Raw genomic sequence first — 21,135 nt, 5'->3', positions numbered from 1 at the left:
GTGAAAAAAATATATCAAAAGGAGTGGTTTGGTATAAAATTTAATGAATTTACTAAGCTTGATTCTAAAAAAATTGCAGATGATGAGTTTTATAAAAAATTTTATGAACTATTTTATAAAAAATTTAATTCATATAATGACCTTTCAAAAGATTATATTGAACGTAAAACAAATGTTGCAAGAGATATTATAATCTTTTCAAAAGATTATAGGGATATCCTATCTATAGGCTGCGGTAATGGTTTTGTTGAAAATTTTATAATTAAAAATAGCGATAAAAATATATTAGCAATAGAGCCTTCTAATAATTTTAAGTGGTTGACAAATGGGGGGGGGTGTAAAACCGTGATAGGCTTTTTCCCGGAATGTGTCAAAGATGAGAAAAAATATGAATTTGGTTATTGTAGCACCATAGACTATGTTTTTAATAATGAAGAGTATACTAATTTTTTAAAAAGTGTTTATGAATATGGATTTAAAGAATTTTATTTAGCTGAGGTTATTATGCCAGCAGAAGGATTTGTTGCAAGTATAAAAGAGATTGTAAAAACTGTTTTATCACTACTTGGATTATATAATAAGGGTCAGTTTTGGGGATACTTAAGAAATATTGATGAGCATATCATACTTCTTAAAAAGGTTGGTTTTGAAAATATAACTTATGGCACTCATAAACATGGAGCATATTGGATTAGGATTAAAAATGAGAAAGATTAGACTTTCAAAATCTTCAATTGGTGATATAGAAAAACAAGCCGTTTTGAAGGTACTTGATGAAGAGTATCTTGGTATGGGTAAAAATGTTATGCAATTTGAAATTGCTATTAAAGAGTATTTAGCTACCGATATGGAAGTAGTATGTGTAAACACTGGAACCTCTGCTCTTCATTTGGCTCTTGCAGCGCTTGATTTTAACGAAAATGATGAAATTTTAGTTCCAACTATTACTTATGTTGCGTCTTTTCAGGCTATTTCTGCTTTGGGGTTAAAACCTATTCCTTGTGATGTAGATCCTGACACGATTTTTATCGATAAAGATGATATAAAAAGAAGAATTACTAAAAAAACTAGAGCCATTATGCCAGTACATTATGCCAGCTCATCTAAGGGCATGGAAAGTATTTATGAAATTGCAAATGAGTTTGGGCTAAGGGTTATCGAAGATGCTGCTCAAGGATTTGGCTGTCTTAGGAATGGTAAGAAAGTTGGCATCAGTGGCGATATAATTTGTTTTAGTTTTGATGGAGTAAAAAATATTACTTGTGGTGAAGGTGGAGCCATTTTATCTAGTGATTTAAAATTTATACAAAAAGTTAGAGATATGAGGCTTCTTGGAGTTGAAAAAGATAGTGAAAAAAGATACTCAGGTCAAAGAAGCTGGGATTTTGATGTGAAGCTTCAAGGTTTCAGATATCACATGAGCAATATTATGGCTGCAATTGGAATAGCTCAGCTTTCTAGGATAGATGGCTTCATAGCTAAAAGAAAAGAGCTAGCCAGACTATATGTGGATTTGCTTAAAGATGTAGATGAAGTTGATTATTTAAAATTTGATTTTGATGATGTTGCTCCATATATCTTTGTCATAAAGGTAAAAAATAGAGATGGATTGCGAAATTTTTTACTAGAGAATGGCATAGAAACAGGTATTCACTATAAGCCAAATCATCTTCTAACAAAATTTAATACCAGTTATTCACTGCCAAGAAGCGAAAAAATATATAATGAAATTTTAACGCTTCCGTGTCATTTTGACTTGGAAATGGGCGATATAAAATTTATTGTAAATAAGATAAGGACATTTTATGCAAGATAAACCACTAGTATCGGTGATTATGAATTGTTTTAATAGTGATGAATTCTTAAGAGAAAGTATCGAGAGTGTAATAAACCAAACATATAAAAATTGGGAATTAATTTTTTGGGATAATCAATCAACTGACAATAGTGCAAACATTGCAAAATCGTATAATGATAGTAGAATAAAGTATTTTTATGCCCCAACATTTGCTCCACTTTATGGCGCTAGAAATTATGCCGTTAAAGAAGCTAAGGGTGACTTCATTGCATTTTTAGATTGTGATGATTTGTGGAAAAATGATAAGTTAGAAAAACAAATTTCATTAATGCATAATAGTGATTTTGGGCTTTGCTACACTAACTTTTATATTATGGGCCCAAATAAGAATAAAAAATTATTTGTTAAAACTCAGCCATCAGGATATATTTTTAAACACCAAATAGCTAATTATTCTATCGGAATTTTAACAGTTATGATTTCCAAGAAAGCATATGATAATATTGAAGATAAGTTTGATTCAAGCCTAAATTTTCCAGGAGATTATGATCTTTTTATTAGGCTTTTAAAAAACGAAAAGGCATGCTATATAGATGAGCCACTTGCATATTATAGGGCTTCTAATGCAAATAGTATCTCCAATACAAAACGCCTTGATAACATCAAAGAGGTGAAAGTTGTATTAAAAAAATTAAAGAATATGTATAGTGAGAAGGATATATTAAAAAGGCTAGATGAAGCAAAGGCCATAATGGATATAAAAGAAATTTTATTTTCTTTGAAGGATATTAATACAAGAGAAATTCTAAGAATTTTAAGAGATATGTCTTTTAAAGATGCTTTTTCTTTAACCGTTTTAAATAAAATTATCTCAAAAATTTTACGAACTTTGAGATGGTACTCTTAGATTTATTTGTAATATAAACGACGCACTAAATAAGTCATTTTTATACTTTTATGGATTACGTTCTGAGTTTTCATGCTTAGTATCCAGCCCAACCCTATTTTGCAAGAAGTAAAGACTGCCAGGGGACTGCTCGTCTATCTTTTTCTTTACGTAAAATTTAAGCACAAAAAGTATCACAAGAAGCAGTGAGCAGCTTGCGTAGTCGATCACGCGTTTTAGAGCGTATTCAAGGGCATTATAAGGCTTGATATCGTTTAAAAAATTTAAATTTTCGCCATTTTCTGGGATGTAGCACTTTTGCAAGTAAATTTCTAAAAAGCTCTCCACATTTAGAAATTTGATCTTTTTATACTTCGTTTTAAACTGCAAAAGTGTGAGAAATCTCACCAGTTTGCTATCAACAGGCTTTTGGGTATTTAGCACTATTAGCCTTTGATCGCCCGATTTTATGAGATTTTCTAGCGCACTTCGCAAAGCTTTAGCGTCACTATTTTCAGGGGATAAAAAATTCACCTGGCCAAATTTCTTCCTAAGCTTCTCTAGCTCTAGTTTGGTGAAAGTATATTTTTCGCCAAGGATGATCATAGGCCTATCCCTTTATCTTTATTTTAAATTTGCATTATAAAATTCGTCTAATTATACCCAAACGTGCTAATTGCATTTTTAAAAAAAGAGTTAAGGTTAAAATATGTATCACAAATTTCTCGCTGTCTTGGTTTTAGCGCTCATATGCGGCGTTTCTTTTGCGCTCTCAAACACACTTTTGGCTAAATTTCACACTAGCCCGCTCATCATCTCTATTATTTTAGGCGCCATTTTTGCAAATCTTTTTACCAAACAGACTCAAATTTTAAAAAATAGCGGCGTCGTAGCGATCGCTGGGAAGCAAATTTTAAGGCTTGGCATCATACTTTTTGGCTTTAATATAAGCCTTAACCAGATCGCAAGTGTCGGCACTCTAGGCGTGATATACGCAGCTTTTATGGTCTTTGCGACCTTTTGCTTTGCTCTTTTTGTCGCTAAAGCTTTGGGACTTAGCAAAGATAGTGCCGTGCTCATTGGCTCAGGGTCAAGTATCTGCGGCGCAGCTGCTGTTATGGCTACGCAAAATGAGATAAAAGCAGACGAAAACAAGCTTGCTATCGCCATTTGCACGGTGGTGCTCTTTGGGAGTATTGGCATGTTTATATATCCATTTATCGCTAAATTTCTAGCTCTCACGCCGCAGCAAACTGGCTTTTTTATCGGCGGCTCACTTCACGAAGTAGCCCACGTAGTGGCAGCTTCAGCGGCATTTGATAGCGCAGCAAGCAGCACCGCCCTCATCATAAAAATGCTTCGCGTCATCATGCTCGTGCCATTTTTGTTTTTGCTAAATTTCTTAAATTTAAGTCAAAATAGCGGCAGCTCAAAACTAAAGAGCATACCTTGGTTTGCGCTATTTTTCCTAGTGGCGATCTGCGTTAGGTCTTTGCCATTTTTCCCTGAAAATTTGGTGCAAATTTTAAAGCTAGCCGCTAGCATCTGCCTTTGCGTGGCGATGTGTGCTTTGGGGTTTGGGATAGATAGGAGTATATTTAAAGCGACGGGCAAAAAGCCATTTTTGTTAGCATTTTTTATATTTTTATGGCTTACTTGCTCATCGCTTATTTTTGTTAAGACTCTTTGCTAGTTTTTAGCTTTTGCAAAAACTCTTCGATGTTGTATTTTGCTCTGTAGGCTGGGCTCAAAAGATGTATCAAAATGTCGCCAAGGTCCATCACGATCCAATCAGGCGAGCTCTCCGTGCCTATAAATTTCTCTCCAAGAGGCTTTAGCTCCTCTTTTAGATCCTCAGCCAGCGAGTAAGCGTGCCTCTCACCAAGCGTAGTAGCGATAACTACGGCCTTTACGAAATAATCATCCCCGCTCATATCAAACACTTGTATCTCTTCAGCCTTTTTTGCGTCTAAAACCTTAACTATACTTTCGGTGCGCTCTTGCATCGATCTCTCTTGCATCTTTAATCCTTGGTAAAAATTTATAATCTCATCTTTTATCTCACTAGGTAGCTCATCAAGCCCCTTTTGGTGTCTGATCTGCGATGAGCTAACATCCACATGCACGTCCATTTTTTGTAAATTTTGTGGAATTTCTATATGATTGCGTTTGGCGATCACAAACTGCACTAAATTTTTAAGCTCCCCGTAACCATGCCACTTATCAAGCGTGGCTAGGTGGTCCGCGCCTATTATGAGATAAAATTTCTCTATCTTGAATTTCTCATACAAATACTTAACCGTCTCTATGGTAGGCACTGGGCGAGCTAAATTTATCTCATAGTCTGATATCTCGACCTTCTCTAGGCCGCCCCAAATTTCTCTTATCCACTTTAGGCGAAGCTCTGGCGGAGCTGAAAATTCGCTCTTAAAGGGACTTATAAAAGTTGGCATGATGATGAGCTTGTCGATATCAAGGCTGCTTAGTGCCATTTTCACAATACTATCGTGTCCTAAATGAACCGGATCAAAGCTCCCGCCAAAAAGTGCTAACTTCATCTATTAAAGTGCCTTGTTTATATTTGTTTTAAAATTCTTTTTTGTAGAATTAGGCGTAATTATATCAAAAGGAGCTAAGATGTCAGTTAAAGTAGCAATAAACGGCTTTGGGCGTATCGGTAGGTGTGCTGCTCGTATTATTTTAGAGCGTGATGATGTTGAGCTTGTCGCTATTAACGACACCGCAACAAGGGATATGACGAGGTATTTGCTTAAATATGACAGCGTACACGGCGAATTTAAGCAAGACGTTAAGGTGATAAGCGACGATTTTATAGAAGTAAATGGCAAAAAGATAAGAGTTTTTTCTACAAGAGATCTAAACGAGCTTAGCTACGCAGACTACGGCGTAGACGTGGTTTTAGAGTGCACTGGCAAGTTTTTAACCACTGAAAAATGTGAGCCTTATCTTGCTCGCGGCGTTAAAAAAGTCGTCATGAGCGCTCCGGCAAAAGACGACACAGCGACCTTTGTAGTTGGCGTAAATGACGATAAGTACGCAGGCGAAGCGATCGTCTCAAACGCAAGTTGCACTACAAACGGCCTAGCTCCAGTTGCAAAGGTGCTAAACGATAAATTTGGCATTGTAAAGGGGCTAATGACCACTATCCACGCATACACAAATGGTCAGAGCCTAGTTGATGTAAAAGCTAAAGACTTCCGCCGCTCGCGCGCTGCAGCGCTAAATATCGGACCTACGACCACCGGAGCTGCAAAAGCGATCGCTAAAGTGCTCCCAGAGCTAAGCGGCAAGCTGCACGGTCAAGCAGTCCGCGTGCCAGTAGCAAACGTCTCTATGGTTGATCTAACGGCAGTTTTAAAAAGACCAGCTAGTAAAGATGAGATAAACGAGGCATTTAGAGCGGCTGCGGAGTCGAATTTAAAGGGAATTTTATTCGTCGATGACGACTATAGAGTTAGCAGCGACTTTTGTACAAGCACCTTTAGCAGCATCGTAGCGAGCGACACTACGCAGGTTATCGCTGATGATATGGTGAAGGTTTTTGCGTGGTATGACAACGAGTGGGGCTACTCAACAAGGCTTGTTGATCTTGCTAAGATCGTGGCTACAAAGTAAATTTAAAGGGTGAAAAATGAGTGAAATTTTATCGATCAACGACCTTGAGCTTAATGGTGCAAAAGTCTTTATAAGGTGCGATTTTAACGTGCCTATGGACGAGTTTTTAAACATCACTGATGACCGCAGGATCCGCTCGGCGATCCCAACTATCCGCTACTGCTTGGATAATGGCTGCAGCGTGGTTTTGGCTAGTCACTTAGGGCGTCCAAAAAACGGCTATGAAGAGAAATTTTCACTTCAAGGCGTGGCTAAGAGGCTATCAAGGCTTCTTGATAGAGAGGTGATATTTGCTGAAGATGTGATCGGAAATGACGCTAAAACAAAGGCTGCGGCTCTAAAGCCAGGCGAAATTTTAATGATAGAAAATTTACGCTTTGAAAAGGGCGAGACTAAAAACGATGAGGCTTTGGCAAAAGAGCTTTCAGAATTTGGCGAATTTTACATAAATGACGCATTTGGCGTTTGCCACAGGGCTCACGCATCGGTCGAGGCGATCACTAAATTTTACGATGAGAAGCACAAAGCAGCGGGATTTTTGTTGCAAAAAGAGATAAATTTCGCTCAAAATTTGATAAAACATCCATCACGTCCATTTGTTGCAGTCGTGGGCGGCTCAAAGGTAAGTGGCAAGCTTCAAGCCTTGCATAACCTTCTGCCACGCGTCGATAAGCTCATAATTGGCGGTGGCATGGCATTTACATTTTTAAAATCACTTGGCGAAAACATCGGAAATTCGCTCCTTGAAGAAGAGCTCATCGAAGATGCGAGGCAAATTTTACAAAAAGGCAAAGAGCTAGGAGTAAAAATTTACCTACCAGTAGATGTCGTCGCTGCTCAGACATTTTCAGCTGAAAGTGCCGTAAAATATGTCCCTGCACAAGAGATCCCAAATGGTTGGATGGGGCTTGACATCGGACCAGCGTCGATTAGGCTATTTAAAGAGGTCATCGCCGATGCGCAAACCATCTGGTGGAACGGACCTATGGGCGTTTTTGAGATGGATAAATTTAGCAAAGGCAGTATCAAAATGAGCCACGCTATCATCGACACTCACGCGACAACCGTCGTTGGCGGTGGCGATACGGCTGACGTGGTCGAGCGCGCAGGCGACGCTGATGAGATGACATTTATCTCAACTGGCGGCGGTGCGAGCTTGGAGCTAATAGAAGGCAAAGAGCTGCCTGGCATAAAGCCGCTTAGAAAAGAGGAGTAGGTCTTGAAATTTCTAGCGAATTTAAAGTGCAACCACACAAGAGAGAGCTTTAGAGAGTACGCGAAAATTTTAGACGAAAATTTAAGCGCAAACGACGACGTGAGCGTATTTGCTCCAGCTAGTGCCTTTGATGAAAAAAGGCATATTTTTAGGCTTGGAGCGCAGAATTTCTACCCATGCGAGAGTGGGGCATTTACCGGCGAGATCGGCAAGGCGATGCTTGATGAATTTGACATCAAAGATGTGCTTATCGGCCATTCTGAGAGACGTGAAATTTTAAACGAAAGCGAGGAGTTTTTGCGAGCGAAATTTGACTTTGCCGCAAAAAATGGCTGGAATGTCATCTACTGCATCGGCGAAAATTTAAGCACAAACGAAAGCGGAGCTACCAAAGAATTTCTAAGCCGTCAGCTTGAAAATATAGACCTAGATTATAAAAATTTAGTCATCGCCTACGAGCCGATCTGGGCGATAGGAACCGGCAGGAGCGCTAGCATAGAGCAGATAGATGAGGTGCTAAGTTTTTTAAAGACAAAGGCAAATGTGCCACTACTTTACGGTGGAAGCGTCAATGCGGCAAACATCGCTGATATCGCAGGTATCAAAAGCTGCGATGGGGTTTTAGTAGGCACAGCCAGCTGGGATGCGAATAATTTTCTAAATTTGATACGCGTTGTCTCGTGAGCGCTTTTTAATGAGTTCGAAATTTTAAGTCTGCGACAGGCTATTTGCCTAGTCTTGACCTAAAATTTCTACACAACATTAAAATTCATCTCACGATACTGCCACTATTAAATTTGGTTTAAAATTTAAATATCGCTTAAAAGTCAAACAAAATAAAAGGAGAAATGATGATACTAAAAGGTAAAAAAGGTCTGATCGTAGGCGTTGCTAATGCCAAATCAATAGCTTACGGCATCGCAAAAGCTTGTCACGATCAAGGTGCGCAGATGGCATTTACTTACCTAAACGACGCTCTTAAAAAGCGCGTAGAGCCGATCGCTGAGGAGTTTGGTAGCAAATTTGTCTACGAGCTTGACGTAAATAACCAAGCTCACCTAGACGGGCTTGCAAATCAAATCAAAAAAGACCTTGGCGAGATCGATTTTGTCGTGCATGCTGTGGCTTACGCACCAAAAGAAGCGCTTGAGGGCGAGTTTGTAAATACAACAAAAGAGGCATTTGACATAGCGATGGGCACTAGCGTTTATTCACTACTAAGCCTTACTCGTGCGGTCTTACCAGTGCTAAAAGAGGGCGGCTCGGTGCTAACTCTTACATACCTTGGCGGACCAAAATTTGTGCCACACTACAACGTCATGGGCGTTGCGAAAGCAGCACTTGAAAGCTCGGTTCGCTACCTAGCGCACGACCTTGGCGCTAAAAATATCCGCGTAAATGCGATCAGCGCAGGCCCTATCAAGACGCTTGCTGCAAGCGGAATAGGCGATTTTAGGATGATTTTGCGCTACAACGAAGTAAATAGCCCGCTAAAACGCAACGTCACCACTGAAGACGTCGGCAACAGCGCTATGTATCTGCTTAGCGACCTAGCTAGCGGCGTAACAGGCGAGGTTCATTACGTAGATTGTGGCTACAACATCATGGGCATGGGCGACGTGGCTACCGACGCCGAGGGCAACACGATCTTAGCTTGGGACGCAAAATAATCTACCGATATAAATTTGGCGGGACGACTCGCCAAATTCTTCTTTTAAATTTCACCAAATTTATCGCAAGGACAGAAAATGAGAGCTTTAGATGAGTTTATAGATACAAATGAGTCAGGCTGGGCGCTGATCGAAGAGTGGCTAAAAGAGGCCAAAAACGACTATGAAATTTTGCCTCGCGATGAGAGCAGGGCGCAAAGTGAGCTTTTAGGGCTTCAGGTCACCACTCGTTCACCGATGGGCGCGCTTGTTTATGGGTGCGGCGGCATAGTGATAGATGGCGGTTGGTTGCGCCTGCTTGGCTCAGGATGTGAGCGGATGAAGCGCGGAATTTACAGCTTTAACCTTGGCAAAAGCTTTAGCGAAGTAGGACAGATGCCTGGCTATTTGCTAGTGGCGGATGATGTTTTGGGCGGATTTTTCGCGGTAAATGGCGGCGCCTTTGGTGGCAAGGCTGGCAACGTCTTTTACTACGCACCAGATAGCGGCAAATGGGAAGATACGCAGCTTGGCTACTCGCAGTTTTTATACTGGGCGCTAAGTGGGGATATATCCAAATTTTACGAGCTTTACCGCTGGGATGGTTGGCGAGATGATGTAAGAAATTTTAGCCTTGATAAGGTGATGTTTGCGCTACCACCACTTCTTTGGCAAGACGCCGACATAAGGCTAAGACTAAAAGATATGAAAAAAGACGGCGTTAATATCGATGAGTATTTTGCTTCTTTGTTTAAGGGGGAGAAATAGGATTGATTTTGTAAATTTCTGCTTTTGCAAATTTTAAAATCTTACTCACTCGCCTTAGCAACTTACTAAATTTAGGGCTCATAGGTATTCGCCACTAAATTTAGAGCCGTGATATGCCAGCTCTAATTTTAAAATTTATCAGAGTATCTTAACCGCATGTGGCACTATAGTGCTATCGCATGCCCTTTGAACGTGCGAGGGGATTGTGGGATATAAAGGGAGATAAGGGGACGGCTTCGTAATTCAAGTCCCCTTGTCTTCCTTTTGAAGAAAAGCTTTTAAATTTAAAGTCCATTTTTCAAAAAAAGAAAACACACTATTTTACAAATTTTAAAACTTTCATTCACCCCTAAGGATTGACTACTAAAATTTGGCTTCGCTTATCGCTTAGCTCAAATTTTAGAGCCGAAATTACTCGTTCATAAAATTTTAAAATTTACTCAACACTTACCTAATTTGACAAAGTAAATTCGTAAATTTAAAACCTTGCTTGCTCGTTTGAGCAGGTTTTTAAATTTAAAATTTACTAAACACTTTTGTAGTCGCAAGAGATAAATTCCTGCAAATCCAAGAATTTAAACAAATATCCTAAAATAACCAAAAAAATTTAAAGGAAATTTCATGCAAAATAAGCTTTTTACACCACTTAAGATAGGCAATTTCGAGATCAAAAACCGCATTATCATGGCTCCGATGTGCATGTACGAGGTCAAAAAAGAGGATGGCCGTCCAAGGTGCTTTCACAAGCTTCACTACGCTACAAGGGCGATCGGCGGTGTCGGCATGATCATCGTTGAGGCGACGGCTGTGGAGGCGCGCGGCAGGATCACCAAAAAAGACCTTGGGCTTTGGAGTGACGAGCAGATCGAGGCTCACGCGGAGCTGGTAAAAGGCTGCAGCAAATACGGCGCCAAAATGGCCATCCAGCTAGCTCACGCTGGCAGAAAGGGCACTTGTGAGGGCATCATCGCGCCAAGTGCTATCAAATTTAGTGAAGACTACGCCACGCCAAAAGAGATGAGCGCAGAGGATATCGCAAACGTTAAGCAAAGCTTTGTGGATGCGGCCATTAGGGCAAAGAGCGCAGGATACGAGGCTGCGGAGATACACGCAGCGCATGGATATTTGATAAATCAATTTTTATGTGCTGGCACGAACAAGCGAGGTGACGCATACGGCGGCACATTTGAAAACCGCATAAGGCTGCTGCTTGAAATTTTAAGAGAGATCAAGGCTGGCGCTAACATCGCAGTTGGCGTGAGGATAAGTGCAAGTAGCTGGCTTAATGGTGACTGGGACGTAGAGGAGAGCGTGAAGCTCGCACGTGAGTTAGAGAAAAATGGAGCTGACTTCATCCACGTCTCAGCTGGCGGAGTCTATGCAAAAGTTGATAATGCGCCTAAATTTACGCCTCTTTATCAGGCTGGCTACGCAAAAACTGTGAAAAATGCAGTTGATATCCCAGTTATCGCAGTTGGGCTCATCACAAAGGCAAGCGAGTGCGAGGCATTGCTGCTTGGCGATGTTTGCGACGGCGTGGCGCTTGGCAGGGAGCTACTACGCAACCCATATTTTGCTTTTGGCGCCATGAAAGAATTTAGCGAAAATGACAAAATAGAAAACGCCTACAAAAGGGCATATTAAATTTTCATGGCAAGGTGAAAGCCTTGCCAAATTTCACTTTTACACAGCCTATTTTTCACGCCACGCTTTTTGCTGTTTGATTTAAATTTAATATAGTATCATTTGTGCGACTAAACTTTCAGGGGAGAAAATGAGGCAAAAGCACTTTGTAGTGGCAATTGTTGGAGCGGGCATTAGCGGGACGGCACTCTTTTACGAGTTGGCTGCATTTAGCGATATAAAAAAGGTCGCACTTTTAGAAAAATATGACGGCGTAGCGACGCTAAATTCAAGTGGCAAGGGCAACTCGCAGACCATCCACTGCGGCGATATCGAGACAAACTACACGCTAGAAAAGGCAAAAAAGGTCTCGCAAGTGGCAAATATGCCAGTAAAATATGCCCTAAAATACAACTTAGAGGGCAAATATATGTTCGCTCATCAAAAGATGACGCTAGCCATCGGAGATGCCGAAGTAGAGCGCATCAAGGAGCGATATGAGAGCTTTAAAGAGCTATTTCCTTATCTTGAAATTTATGACAAAGAGAAGTTAAAGCAGATCGAGCCAAACGTCGTTTTTGACGCAAATGGCAATGAGCGCCCAGAAAATATCATCGCAATAGGCGCGCAAAATGGGCAATTTACGACGATGGACTTTGGCGGCGTGGCAAATTCGCTCGTTCAAAATGCGCTAAATTTGGGCGGAGATGGCTATGAGATCAGCCTAAGCTCAGAAGTGACTGATATGAAAAAGGTGGGCGATACCTTTCACATCAAGATAAATGACGGCGAAGTGATCACTGCAAACTACGTTGTAGTCGATGCTGGAGCGCACTCGCTATTTCTAGCTCACAAGATGGGTTACGGGCTACATCTTAGCACGCTGCCAGTTGCTGGAAGCTTTTACTTTGCTAACAAGCGCCTGCTAAACGGCAAAGTCTATATGGTGCAAAACGACAAGCTGCCATTTGCCGCACTTCACGGCGACCCAGACATCCTAGCTAATGGCAACACTCGCTTTGGCCCAACTGCCCTTGTCATACCAAAGCTTGAGAGATTTCACGGAAGTTCTAGCTTTTTTGACTTCTTAAAGTGCTTAAAATTTGACAAAAACGTCCTTGAAGTCTTTACAAATTTACTAAAAGATGGAGACATCAGGTCCTATATACTAAGAAATTTCTTGTTTGAAGTGCCATTTATCAACAAAAAAGAATTTGTTAAAGACGCCAGAAAGATCGTGCCAAGCCTAAGCGAAAATGACCTAAGCTACGCTGTAAATTTTGGTGGCGTAAGGCCGCAGGTGATCGACCGCAATAAAAAAAGGCTCGAGCTTGGCGAGGGCAAGATCAGCACAGGCGAGGGCATAAGCTTTAACATGACGCCAAGTCCAGGGGCTACTAGCTGTTTTGAAACGGCGAGGGCTGATATGGAGGAAATTTGCAAATTTTTGGGTAAAAATTTCGACGAAGAGAAATTTAACGCCGAGTTTTTTGGGTAGGAAATGGGAGTATTTGATATTTTTAAAAGGAGGTGCGGATATGCCAAAAACAGCACAACAAAGAAAAGATGAGAACATAAAAATTTTAAAGCAAGAGGGCGTGGCGGTGCTTGAGAGCTTGCCGCTTCGCTATGAAAATAGTGAGGTTACGCCAAGAGACATTGACGAGATAATAAAGCGCGCAGTTTGCTCATTTACAGCGATCATGTGCGCTTGCACGATCCGTGATGAAGGCTCTTTGGGCGAAGAAAATATGGCGTGGGCAAAGAGCTTTTTAGGCGAAGCTTACGACGGACTTAGCGTAAAAGAAAAAGAGGTCGTTGAAGATAGAGCTGATATGGACACAGCTGTGAATATGGGCTGGAAATATGAGTCGCTTTGGATATTGCTTTGGGCGCTTGGCATAGCCGAAGATATCGGTCAGATGGATAAAATTTGCGACTGCGAGTTTGTGATGAATGTCTTTAGAGAGGGCGGGCTAAAAAGCCGCTCAAAGCTTCGCAGCATGGATGAAATTTTAAGTAAGCTCGATCTAGTTTATCGCTACCACTGGGCGTGTGTAAATGCAAGAGTAAATGGCACAAAGGCGGCTGGACTTGACGAAGAGGTTGTTATGGAGAGGCGAGCAGGGCTTGAGTGGCTATGCTGCAAAGGGCAAGAAAATGACGATTTGAGCGCTGAGTTTAACTGCTGGGACTATCCTGATCTAAACACTTGATGTAAGAAATTTTAAGCTCAAATGAGCTTAAAATTTATCTTAACGTAAATGCTATAGGAAAGCGAAGATAGCGAGCTTCTTTTGGCTTTGGAAACTCAGAGCTTGCTTTTTTGACATTTTCTAAAGCACCATTATCAAGCGACTCAAAGCCTGAACTCTTAGTAACCTTTAGCTCCTCTATGCTGCCATCTGTTTTAAGCAAAAATCTAACTTCAACAACGCCTTGATGCTTCATCCTCCTAGCGTTGTTTGGGTAGCTTTTATGCTTTTTCACAGCTGCTATGACCTTGCTAAAGTCCTCATCGCTTTGTGCGTTTGATAAATTTAACTCTTGGGCTACTTTTTGAGCGGGAGCTGCGGCGATAGACTTGTTATTTGCTGGTAAATTTGAATTTACAGCAGGTGCTGGAGTCGCGATAGGAGCTGGCACAGTGATAGCAGGTTGTGGCTCCACCTTTGGCTCGGTTTTAGGCTCAGGGCGAGGCTCAGGCTTTGGTAGTGGCTTTTTCTCCACCTTTTTTGGCTCTGGTTTAGGCCTTTCTATCTTTTTAGGTTCTGGTTTTGGCTCTACCTTTGGCTCAGGCTTGGGTTCTGGTTTTGGTGGCTGGGGCGGTGGCGGAGGAGCTGGGGGTGTTGGCTCTGGTATCATCACTTGTTCGCTTATCTGCGGAGCCGTAGTTTGCGGCACCGGAGTGAATGAATTTAGAGCTATTTTTATAGGTTTTTGCTCGCCTATCTTTATCTCACTAAAATTATGTGAAAGCAAGAAATAAGCCGCTGCTACATGCACTATCGCTGATACCGCTAGGCCACTATAGTTTGAAATTTTACTCAGAGATTGTTTGGATTGCAAAGTTTTCGTGACCTTTTTCTTTTAAGATATCAATTACTTTGACAAAGCTGTCAAATTTAGCGTTTTTGTCGCTTTTTAGTTCGATTAAGGTTTTTATATCCACAGCATTTAGCTTATCTTTTAGCTCATCTTCTGAAATTTCTGCATCATCTATAAAAAATTTATTATCTTTATCGATAACGACACTCACTTTTTTCTCATCCTCTTTATCCTGCTGTGCGCTTTTGGCACTTGGTAGATCGACTGCGATCTTGCCTTGGGCGATGAAGGTCGAGATGCTTAGCACGATGGCTAGCAAAACGAGCATGATATCGATAAATGGGACGATATTTAGCCCATCTTTTTTATTTAGACGCATTTTCGGCCTTGTATCTATTTATCATGACATCGACTTTTCTAACAAAGCCATTGTAGATCATAAGCGTCGGGATCGCCACAAGTAGGCCAAATGCGGTTGCTTTTAGCGCCAAAGATAGGCCGATCATGATACTTTTTGTATCGATGCCGCCAGCCATACCCATGTCATAAAATGTGATCATGATGCCAGCAACTGTGCCAAGAAGTCCGATATATGGGGCATTTGAGTAGATGATGTAAAGTGTGGTTAAATTTTTTGTCAGCGCCTCATCAAGCTCTTCGATGTTTTTGTAGCTACTTATATTAACGCGTGAGTAAAAAATGATACGCTCGATCGTATACCAAAGTACAAAAAAGCTCATAATGCCCAAAATACTGATGATTATATAGTCAATGTTGTGTTTTAAAAGTTCCATAATGCCTCTTAATTTTTAAAATTTGAGCGTAATTATAACTATATTGATAGTTAATGTCAAATATATTGTAAAAATGTAACCTAAAAATATTTTATAAGAAAAGAAATTTAAAAAATTTGATCTAAAAATAGCGCAAATCTGCGTTATTAATTATATTAATACGATAGATAAGCGCTAAATTTTATAATTTGATAATTGTTTTTAATGTAAATGTATGGCTAAATTTCTAGCTCTTTTACCACACGTGCATTCAGCGCCATTTGCATGTGGTGTAAAAATATATTTTGATAAAAATCACCACTATGCCCTGGTGCGTCGTAGGTTTGTACCAAATTTGCAGGCACAATGATCTCTCTTTTTAAATTTTGCTCATTTGCGCTAAGTCTTAGGTGAGAGACAAGCTGATATATGCACATATCGGTGCAGTCGCCCATTACGACAAAGCTATCAAATTTACTTATAAATTTATTAAACTCCTGCGAATAAGCGATGCTAAGTGAGTTTTTATAAAAAATTTTCATCTCGCCAAAAAAGTCTAAATTTCTTAGCTCTTTAACAGCCTCTGCTTCATCTTGCCCCTTTAAAGCATGAGCTGGAAAGCTCGCAAACTCAGCTGAATTTGGCTCATGAGCATCTTGGATGAGGATGAAATTTTTAAGGTCAAATTTCTCTCTTGCGATCTTAAAAGTATCTGCTATAGGGCTTGCTAGCTCACCCACACGCTTGCTAGCTAGTGCGCCTTCAGAGCAAAAGCCATTTATCATATCAACGCTTATAAAAGCCACTTTTTTGCTGCCATTTTTAAAAATTTCACTAAATTTAAGCGCTTTTAGGCCATTTTGCCACGCATTTAGCTCATCTAAAATTTCACTCATCACTTCTCCTTTATGGGTAAATTTATACAAAATGTCTTTGGCTCAAGGGTTATCTCTATGCTACCCTTGTGCGCCTCGATGATCTGCAAGCAAAGGTGCAGCCCTAGGCCATTGCCCTTTAGCTTGCTCGTCTTAAACGGCTCAAAGACGATATTTTCATTTTTTATAGAAACTCCGCTGTCATAGACTATAAATTTATGTTCATTTGGCGTCTTTTCGTAGCTTAGTCTCACCACGCCTTCGTCGTTTTCGTCCTCTTCTATAGCATCGATCGCGTTAAATAAAATGTTTTGAAAGACCATCGCGATGAGGTCAAAGTCGCCACTATAAAGGGCGTCAGGGAAATTTAGCTCAAAAGTTATATCTTTTGAATACTCATAAAATTTAAGCGCCTCTTCGCACTCACTTTTGATATCTAAAAAGTTAAATTCCTTTGGCGTGATGCTAAGCCCTTTTGTAAAAAGAAGTGTGGCTTTGATGATGCGCTCAACCCGCCAGATCCCCTTTTGTATCTGCTCGACGATAGGCAAAATTTTTGGCTCAGCCCTTTTTAAAAGCGTGGAATTTAGAAGCGAGATAGAGCCTATGGGGTTTCTTATTTCGTGAGCTAGGTGCGCTGCTACTTGACCCATCGAAGCTAGGCGCTCGGTGCGTTTTTCCTGCGTTATGTCGGTAGCAGAGATGATCTTTTTATCATCCTTTACTACCTTTTTTACTAGATAAATTTGTGAGCCAAAGTTTAGCTCGCCCTCATCTTTAGGGATAAAATTTAGCGCTTTGCCAAGCTTTTGTGCCTCTGAGTTTTGCAAGAAAATTTCATCATTTTCATCAAGCACCCAAATGGCATTTGGCAAAATTTCTACGATATCTTTTATAAAACCTTGCAGGCCCATATAAGAAGCAGTCAAATTTTTATACTCACGCTCTATCAGATAGGTCTGCTCTATTAGGCTTTTTAGGCCATTTTGTATATCGATATCACTCACAGCAACTCCTCATAATCTTTTATCTCATAAAGCCTAAGCCGCTCATCTTTTAAGCCCAAAAGCTCGTTGCTAAAGCCACTTTTTGAAAAAAGCGCCACGATATCAGGCTTTATGCCTAGTCTTTCGCACTTGTGAAGGACTAAATTTAAGACATTTTTGCAAATTTTTCGCTCTTTATACTTTGCTTCGCCGACTATTATCTTGCCATTTATGCTAAAAAGCATGTCTAACTCTATATTTTTGCTCCAAAATGAGCTTAGTAAAATGCCATCAAGCCCAAGCTTTTTAGCCATTAGTTCGCCGCTTAAAAGCTCAAATCCAAGGCTTGCATACTCGTCAAATTCTCTTCTTATAAGCTCTAAAATTTCTTCACTTTTGCCTGCTTTTAAAAGGCTTAAATTTGGCTCGATAAATCTAAACCAAAACCTTGAAAAATGGCTATTAAAATGAATTTTATCCTCTATCTTATAAGCTCGCTCACTCTTTTTTAAAATTTGACGCTTGTTTTTTACTCGTGGCTTTTCTTGGCTCTTTTCAAGCACTAAAAAATCCTTACTAAAAAGCTTTGCATAGACCCTATTTGTCATGCTTTGGGGCAAAATTTTATTTACGCTAAATTTCTTTCTGTCGCTTCTAGCAAGCTTAATGAGAGCCATTTTGATGGCTTCGTCGCTATCCTCGTCAAAGTAAAACCTAGCCATCAAATTTTTATAATCATCTAAAATTTCAGCCCTGATCGCCTCAAAAACATCGTAGTATGAGCCCTTTAATAAAAAGTCATCAAAAACAAGATGAAATTTTATAACTTCAGCAATACCAAGGTGCTTCATCCGCTCAAATGTCGATTTTATGGCTAAAATTTCGTATCCTTTGTGTGGCGGATTGTAGCATATTTTTAGAAAATTTTAATTATAATCACGCAAAAACTAAAAGGCTAAAGTTGGTAAATTTAGAGCACATTAGAAGAGATATTATTTTAAAAAAAGGGATACATTACTTCGACTACACCGCCTCAGGACTTGCGTATAAGCCTATCGAGGACGAGGTCGCTGATATCTTAAAAACCTACGCCAACACCCACTCGCTAACATCCTCAAATGCCTATAAAACGCAGCATTTGTATGATAGCGCTAGAAGCGAGCTAAAGCGCGCTCTTGGGCTTGATGAGAGCTTTTATCTCATAGCTACAGGATACGGTGCCACTGGTGCGATCAAGAAATTTCAAGAGCTTTTGGGACTTTACGTGCCTCCAGCTACTAAAAGAAGGTTTGATCTAAAGCCAAACAACGACTCACCCCTAGTCATACTTGGCCCTTATGAGCACCACTCAAATGAGGTCAGCTTTAAAGAGGCGCTTTGCGAGGTCGAGCGCATAAGGCTTGCAAAAGACGGCAGCATCGACCTATCTCACTTGGAGCAAATTTTAAAGATAAACCAAGGGCGTGAGATCATCGCTAGCTTTAGCGCAGCCTCAAACGTCACAGGTGTCATAAGCGACTACAAGCAAATTTACACGATGGTGAAGAAATTTGGCGGTATCGTAGCATTTGATGTGGCGAGCCTTAGTGCCTATGCAAATTTAGACTGCGACTACTTTGACGCGCTCTTTATCTCGCCGCACAAGCTTCTTGGCGGAGTTGGCAGTTGTGGGCTACTAGCTATCAAAAAAGTGCTAGCAAATGACGATGTGCCAAGCTTTGCAGGTGGTGGCACGGTAAGCTATGTGAGTAAAAACTACCATATATTTTTAAAGGATCAAGAGGCACTTGAAGAGGCTGGCACACCGCCTATTTTGGGGCTTATACGGGCAAATTTGGCTTACAAGCTAAGAGAAGAGATAGGGCTTGCGACTATCTACGAAAACGAGAGCGAGCTTAGCGAATACTTTTGTCAAAGACTAAGGGAGATCCCAGAGCTAGTTAGCTACTGCCCGGCAAATTTAAAGCGCCTTGCCATTTTTTCATTTAATGTAAAAAACGTAGCTCCATACGAGCTTTCAAAAATTTTAAGCAAAGAGTATGGCATACAAACACGTGCTGGCTGCTCATGCGCAGGCTCATACGGACACGACCTTTTGGGGCTAAAAGAGGATCCAAGCTTCACCCACAAGCCAGGCTGGGTGAGGGCGAGCCTGCACTATACGCATACCTTTGAGGATATTGATTATCTGGTGAGTGCGATCAAGAAAAGCATCGAGAAATACGCACTTTCGTGGCAGGTCAAAGACCCTTTTGACGTAAAAGAGATAAGTGGGTGTGTGGGTGAGTAAAAAAAATGTTTTGATAGTTGCTGGAAGCGACAGTGTCGGCGGTGCAGGCGTTCAGGCGGACATAAAAAGTTGCGAGGCGTTTGGTTGCTTTAGCGCAAGCGTCATCACGGCCGTGACCGCGCAAAATACAAATGGCGTTAGCAGCGTGCTTGCGATGCCAGCAAGTATGGTGAAAGCTCAGTTTGAGATGGTGCTAGCCGAGCTTGACATAGACGCTGTGAAGGTTGGCATGCTCTTTAACGAGGAGATAATAGCCGTTGTAAGCGCGTTTTTAAAGGAGTTAAGAGCTAAAAATGTGCCAGTTGTGATTGATCCTGTTTGTGTGGCAAAATCAGGTGCAAAACTGCTAGAAGATGGGGCGATCAAAGCACTAAAAGAGCTACTAAAGCTAGCAAGCGTCGCCACGCCAAATGTAGATGAGGCTAGGATTTTGGGTATTAATTTTACAAATTTGCCTTGCGATCTGGTGCTAAAGCGAACGAAGGTTGATGAAATTTGCGAGGATACGCTCTATCTAAAAAATGGTGACGTGATGAAATTTAGCGAGGAGCTTTTTGAGCCAAAGGTGATGCACGGGGCTGGTTGTAGCTTCTCAAGCTCGCTAGCGGCCATTTTAGCACAGCAAAGTGATCTAGTAAGCGCCATAAAAATGGCTAAAAAATTTGTGGCAAATGGGATAAAAAATGCTCATAAAAGCAAATTTGGCGCAAGACTTATAGATCATAAAGCAGGGCTTGATGGCTGAAATTTACGCTATAAGTGATGACTTGCTAATGCCTGAAAATTTGGCTTTGGAGTACGCAAGAGAAATTTTGGAGTGCGGGGTTAAATTTTTCCAGTTTAGGTCAAAAAAAGCGGTCAAAAATGAGAAGCTCGCAAGTGAAATTTTAAATTTATGCGAGAAATTTGGCGCGAAATTTATCGTAAATGACAATGTCAAATTTGCTAAAAAGATAGGTGCCAAGGCTGTTCATCTAGGCAAAGACGATGAGGGCATAAAAGAGGCGTTTGAGATTTTAGGCAAAGACGCATACGTGGGCGTTAGCTGCTATAACGATATAAATTTAGCCATAAATGCTGCTAAAAATGGTGCTAGCTACGTTGCTTTTGGCTCTGTTTTTACAAGCCCCACAAAGCCAAATGCCCCAAAATGTGGGCTTGAAGTAGTTAAAGAGGCAAAGCAAATTTTAAACCTACCTGTTTGCGTCATAGGTGGCATAAATGAGACAAATATCGGCTCACTTTCCCACGTAAAACCCGATCTCATCGCCGTCATCTCAGCGATATACAAAGATGGCAACATCAAAGAAAATATCAAAAATTTACAAAGGATAATTGAGATAAATTTCTAGGATAAAGTGGCTTTTTGACTAAATTTGCTTAAAAATTATAAATTTAAATATTTTTATACGACTTTTTACTTAAATTTTAAAATCTTATTCACTCGCCTTAGCAGATTACAAATTTTAGAGCCGAAATTACTCGTTCATGAAATTTTAAAATTTGCTAGAAATTTCTTAAAAATAAATCACATGCAGTGCTTTAGCACTGAAGCATGCACCTTGAACGTTGTCGGGGTTAGGGGAT

Annotated in this window: 23 protein-coding genes; 15 read left to right on the top strand and 8 right to left on the bottom strand. The window is 40.5% G+C overall.

Going from position 1 to position 21,135, the window contains the following annotated elements; genetic code table 11:
• The 3 genes from G6W41_RS04255 to G6W41_RS04245 are packed head-to-tail and all read left to right on the top strand — an operon-like array spanning position 1 to position 2,705.
• Positions 1-717 (top strand): hypothetical protein, encoded by a 717-nt coding sequence (locus tag G6W41_RS04255; protein ID WP_194170719.1) that lies wholly within the window; start codon positions 1-3, stop codon positions 715-717.
• The gene (locus G6W41_RS04250) at positions 704-1,816 is read left to right on the top strand and encodes a DegT/DnrJ/EryC1/StrS family aminotransferase (protein WP_194170718.1); all 1,113 of its coding nucleotides are present in this window, start codon (positions 704-706) and stop codon (positions 1,814-1,816) included. Before G6W41_RS04255 ends, G6W41_RS04250 begins: the two co-directional genes overlap by 14 nt.
• Entirely contained in the window at positions 1,806-2,705 is a 900-nt protein-coding gene (locus G6W41_RS04245) for a glycosyltransferase family 2 protein (protein ID WP_194170717.1), read from the top strand. The genes G6W41_RS04250 and G6W41_RS04245 overlap by 11 nt, the downstream gene beginning before the upstream one ends.
• A gap of 48 nt (positions 2,706-2,753) precedes the next feature.
• Here the strand turns inward: G6W41_RS04245 and G6W41_RS04240 are convergent, their stop codons facing one another.
• Positions 2,754-3,290, bottom strand: a complete 537-nt coding sequence (locus G6W41_RS04240; RefSeq protein WP_242039899.1) for a hypothetical protein — start codon at positions 3,288-3,290, stop codon at positions 2,754-2,756.
• A gap of 103 nt (positions 3,291-3,393) precedes the next feature.
• Here G6W41_RS04240 and G6W41_RS04235 point away from each other — a divergent pair, with 103 nt between their 5' ends.
• Positions 3,394-4,377 (top strand): YeiH family protein, encoded by a 984-nt coding sequence (locus G6W41_RS04235; RefSeq protein WP_194170716.1) that lies wholly within the window; start codon positions 3,394-3,396, stop codon positions 4,375-4,377.
• Here G6W41_RS04235 and nadD read toward each other — a convergent pair.
• Entirely contained in the window at positions 4,361-5,242 is an 882-nt protein-coding gene (gene nadD / locus G6W41_RS04230) for a nicotinate (nicotinamide) nucleotide adenylyltransferase (protein ID WP_194170715.1), read from the bottom strand. The two genes, G6W41_RS04235 and nadD, sit on opposite strands and share 17 nt — an antisense overlap.
• Before the next feature lie 79 nt (positions 5,243-5,321).
• On the opposite strand from nadD, the gene gap reads away from it, so the two are divergent.
• The 8 genes from gap (at position 5,322) to G6W41_RS04190 (ending at position 13,792) form a co-directional block, all read left to right on the top strand.
• Positions 5,322-6,320, top strand: a complete 999-nt coding sequence (gap, locus tag G6W41_RS04225) for a type I glyceraldehyde-3-phosphate dehydrogenase (protein WP_021083664.1) — start codon at positions 5,322-5,324, stop codon at positions 6,318-6,320.
• 16 nt (positions 6,321-6,336) lie between these two features.
• Complete coding sequence (locus G6W41_RS04220) at positions 6,337-7,536, top strand: phosphoglycerate kinase (RefSeq protein WP_194170714.1); 1,200 nt, start codon at positions 6,337-6,339, stop codon at positions 7,534-7,536.
• A gap of 3 nt (positions 7,537-7,539) precedes the next feature.
• Entirely contained in the window at positions 7,540-8,220 is a 681-nt protein-coding gene (locus G6W41_RS04215) for a triose-phosphate isomerase (RefSeq protein ID WP_194170713.1), read from the top strand.
• Positions 8,221-8,387: 167 nt separating this feature from the next.
• Entirely contained in the window at positions 8,388-9,206 is an 819-nt protein-coding gene (gene fabI / locus G6W41_RS04210) for an enoyl-ACP reductase FabI (RefSeq protein WP_009294739.1), read from the top strand.
• Between the two features lie 78 nt (positions 9,207-9,284).
• Positions 9,285-9,953, top strand: a complete 669-nt coding sequence (locus tag G6W41_RS04205) for a DUF2625 family protein (protein ID WP_194170712.1) — start codon at positions 9,285-9,287, stop codon at positions 9,951-9,953.
• 621 nt (positions 9,954-10,574) lie between these two features.
• Positions 10,575-11,597, top strand: coding sequence for an NADH:flavin oxidoreductase/NADH oxidase (locus tag G6W41_RS04200; protein WP_194170711.1), 1,023 nt, complete (start codon positions 10,575-10,577; stop codon positions 11,595-11,597).
• Between the two features lie 130 nt (positions 11,598-11,727).
• The gene (locus tag G6W41_RS04195) at positions 11,728-13,074 is read left to right on the top strand and encodes an FAD-dependent oxidoreductase (protein WP_194170710.1); all 1,347 of its coding nucleotides are present in this window, start codon (positions 11,728-11,730) and stop codon (positions 13,072-13,074) included.
• Positions 13,075-13,114: 40 nt separating this feature from the next.
• The gene (locus G6W41_RS04190) at positions 13,115-13,792 is read left to right on the top strand and encodes a DUF4272 domain-containing protein (protein ID WP_194170709.1); all 678 of its coding nucleotides are present in this window, start codon (positions 13,115-13,117) and stop codon (positions 13,790-13,792) included.
• 34 nt (positions 13,793-13,826) lie between these two features.
• On the opposite strand, the gene G6W41_RS04185 is transcribed toward G6W41_RS04190, so the two are convergent.
• The 6 genes from G6W41_RS04185 to G6W41_RS04160 all read right to left on the bottom strand — a co-directional run bounded on the left by G6W41_RS04185 (position 13,827) and on the right by G6W41_RS04160 (position 18,109).
• Entirely contained in the window at positions 13,827-14,645 is an 819-nt protein-coding gene (locus G6W41_RS04185) for an energy transducer TonB (protein WP_242039898.1), read from the bottom strand.
• Entirely contained in the window at positions 14,620-15,003 is a 384-nt protein-coding gene (exbD, locus tag G6W41_RS04180; RefSeq protein ID WP_002939576.1) for a TonB system transport protein ExbD, read from the bottom strand. Before exbD ends, G6W41_RS04185 begins: the two co-directional genes overlap by 26 nt.
• Positions 14,990-15,418: a TonB-system energizer ExbB gene (gene exbB, locus G6W41_RS04175; RefSeq protein WP_194170708.1), complete on the bottom strand. Its 429-nt coding sequence runs from the start codon at positions 15,416-15,418 to the stop codon at positions 14,990-14,992. The genes exbD and exbB overlap by 14 nt, the downstream gene beginning before the upstream one ends.
• Before the next feature lie 218 nt (positions 15,419-15,636).
• Positions 15,637-16,293 (bottom strand): cysteine hydrolase family protein, encoded by a 657-nt coding sequence (locus tag G6W41_RS04170; protein ID WP_194170707.1) that lies wholly within the window; start codon positions 16,291-16,293, stop codon positions 15,637-15,639.
• Positions 16,293-17,279, bottom strand: a complete 987-nt coding sequence (locus tag G6W41_RS04165) for a sensor histidine kinase (RefSeq protein ID WP_149715905.1) — start codon at positions 17,277-17,279, stop codon at positions 16,293-16,295. The genes G6W41_RS04170 and G6W41_RS04165 overlap by 1 nt, the downstream gene beginning before the upstream one ends.
• Positions 17,276-18,109, bottom strand: a complete 834-nt coding sequence (locus tag G6W41_RS04160; RefSeq protein WP_194170706.1) for a DUF234 domain-containing protein — start codon at positions 18,107-18,109, stop codon at positions 17,276-17,278. Before G6W41_RS04160 ends, G6W41_RS04165 begins: the two co-directional genes overlap by 4 nt.
• Positions 18,110-18,219: 110 nt before the next feature.
• Here G6W41_RS04160 and G6W41_RS04155 point away from each other — a divergent pair, with 110 nt between their 5' ends.
• Genes G6W41_RS04155 through thiE form a run of 3 tightly spaced genes read left to right on the top strand, consistent with a single transcriptional unit; the run spans position 18,220 to position 20,900 of the window.
• The gene (locus G6W41_RS04155) at positions 18,220-19,548 is read left to right on the top strand and encodes an aminotransferase class V-fold PLP-dependent enzyme (RefSeq protein ID WP_194170705.1); all 1,329 of its coding nucleotides are present in this window, start codon (positions 18,220-18,222) and stop codon (positions 19,546-19,548) included.
• On the top strand, positions 19,541-20,293 hold the full coding sequence (gene thiD, locus G6W41_RS04150) for a bifunctional hydroxymethylpyrimidine kinase/phosphomethylpyrimidine kinase (RefSeq protein WP_430733014.1): 753 nt from the start codon (positions 19,541-19,543) through the stop codon (positions 20,291-20,293). The genes G6W41_RS04155 and thiD overlap by 8 nt, the downstream gene beginning before the upstream one ends.
• Positions 20,286-20,900, top strand: coding sequence for a thiamine phosphate synthase (thiE, locus tag G6W41_RS04145; protein WP_194170704.1), 615 nt, complete (start codon positions 20,286-20,288; stop codon positions 20,898-20,900). Before thiD ends, thiE begins: the two co-directional genes overlap by 8 nt.
• Positions 20,901-21,135 lie beyond the last annotated feature (235 nt).

The sequence above is a fragment of the Campylobacter concisus genome, from assembly GCF_015230035.1.
Lineage (GTDB): Bacteria > Campylobacterota > Campylobacteria > Campylobacterales > Campylobacteraceae > Campylobacter_A > Campylobacter_A concisus_BK.
This window is presented reverse-complemented; position numbering and strand designations above follow the sequence as displayed.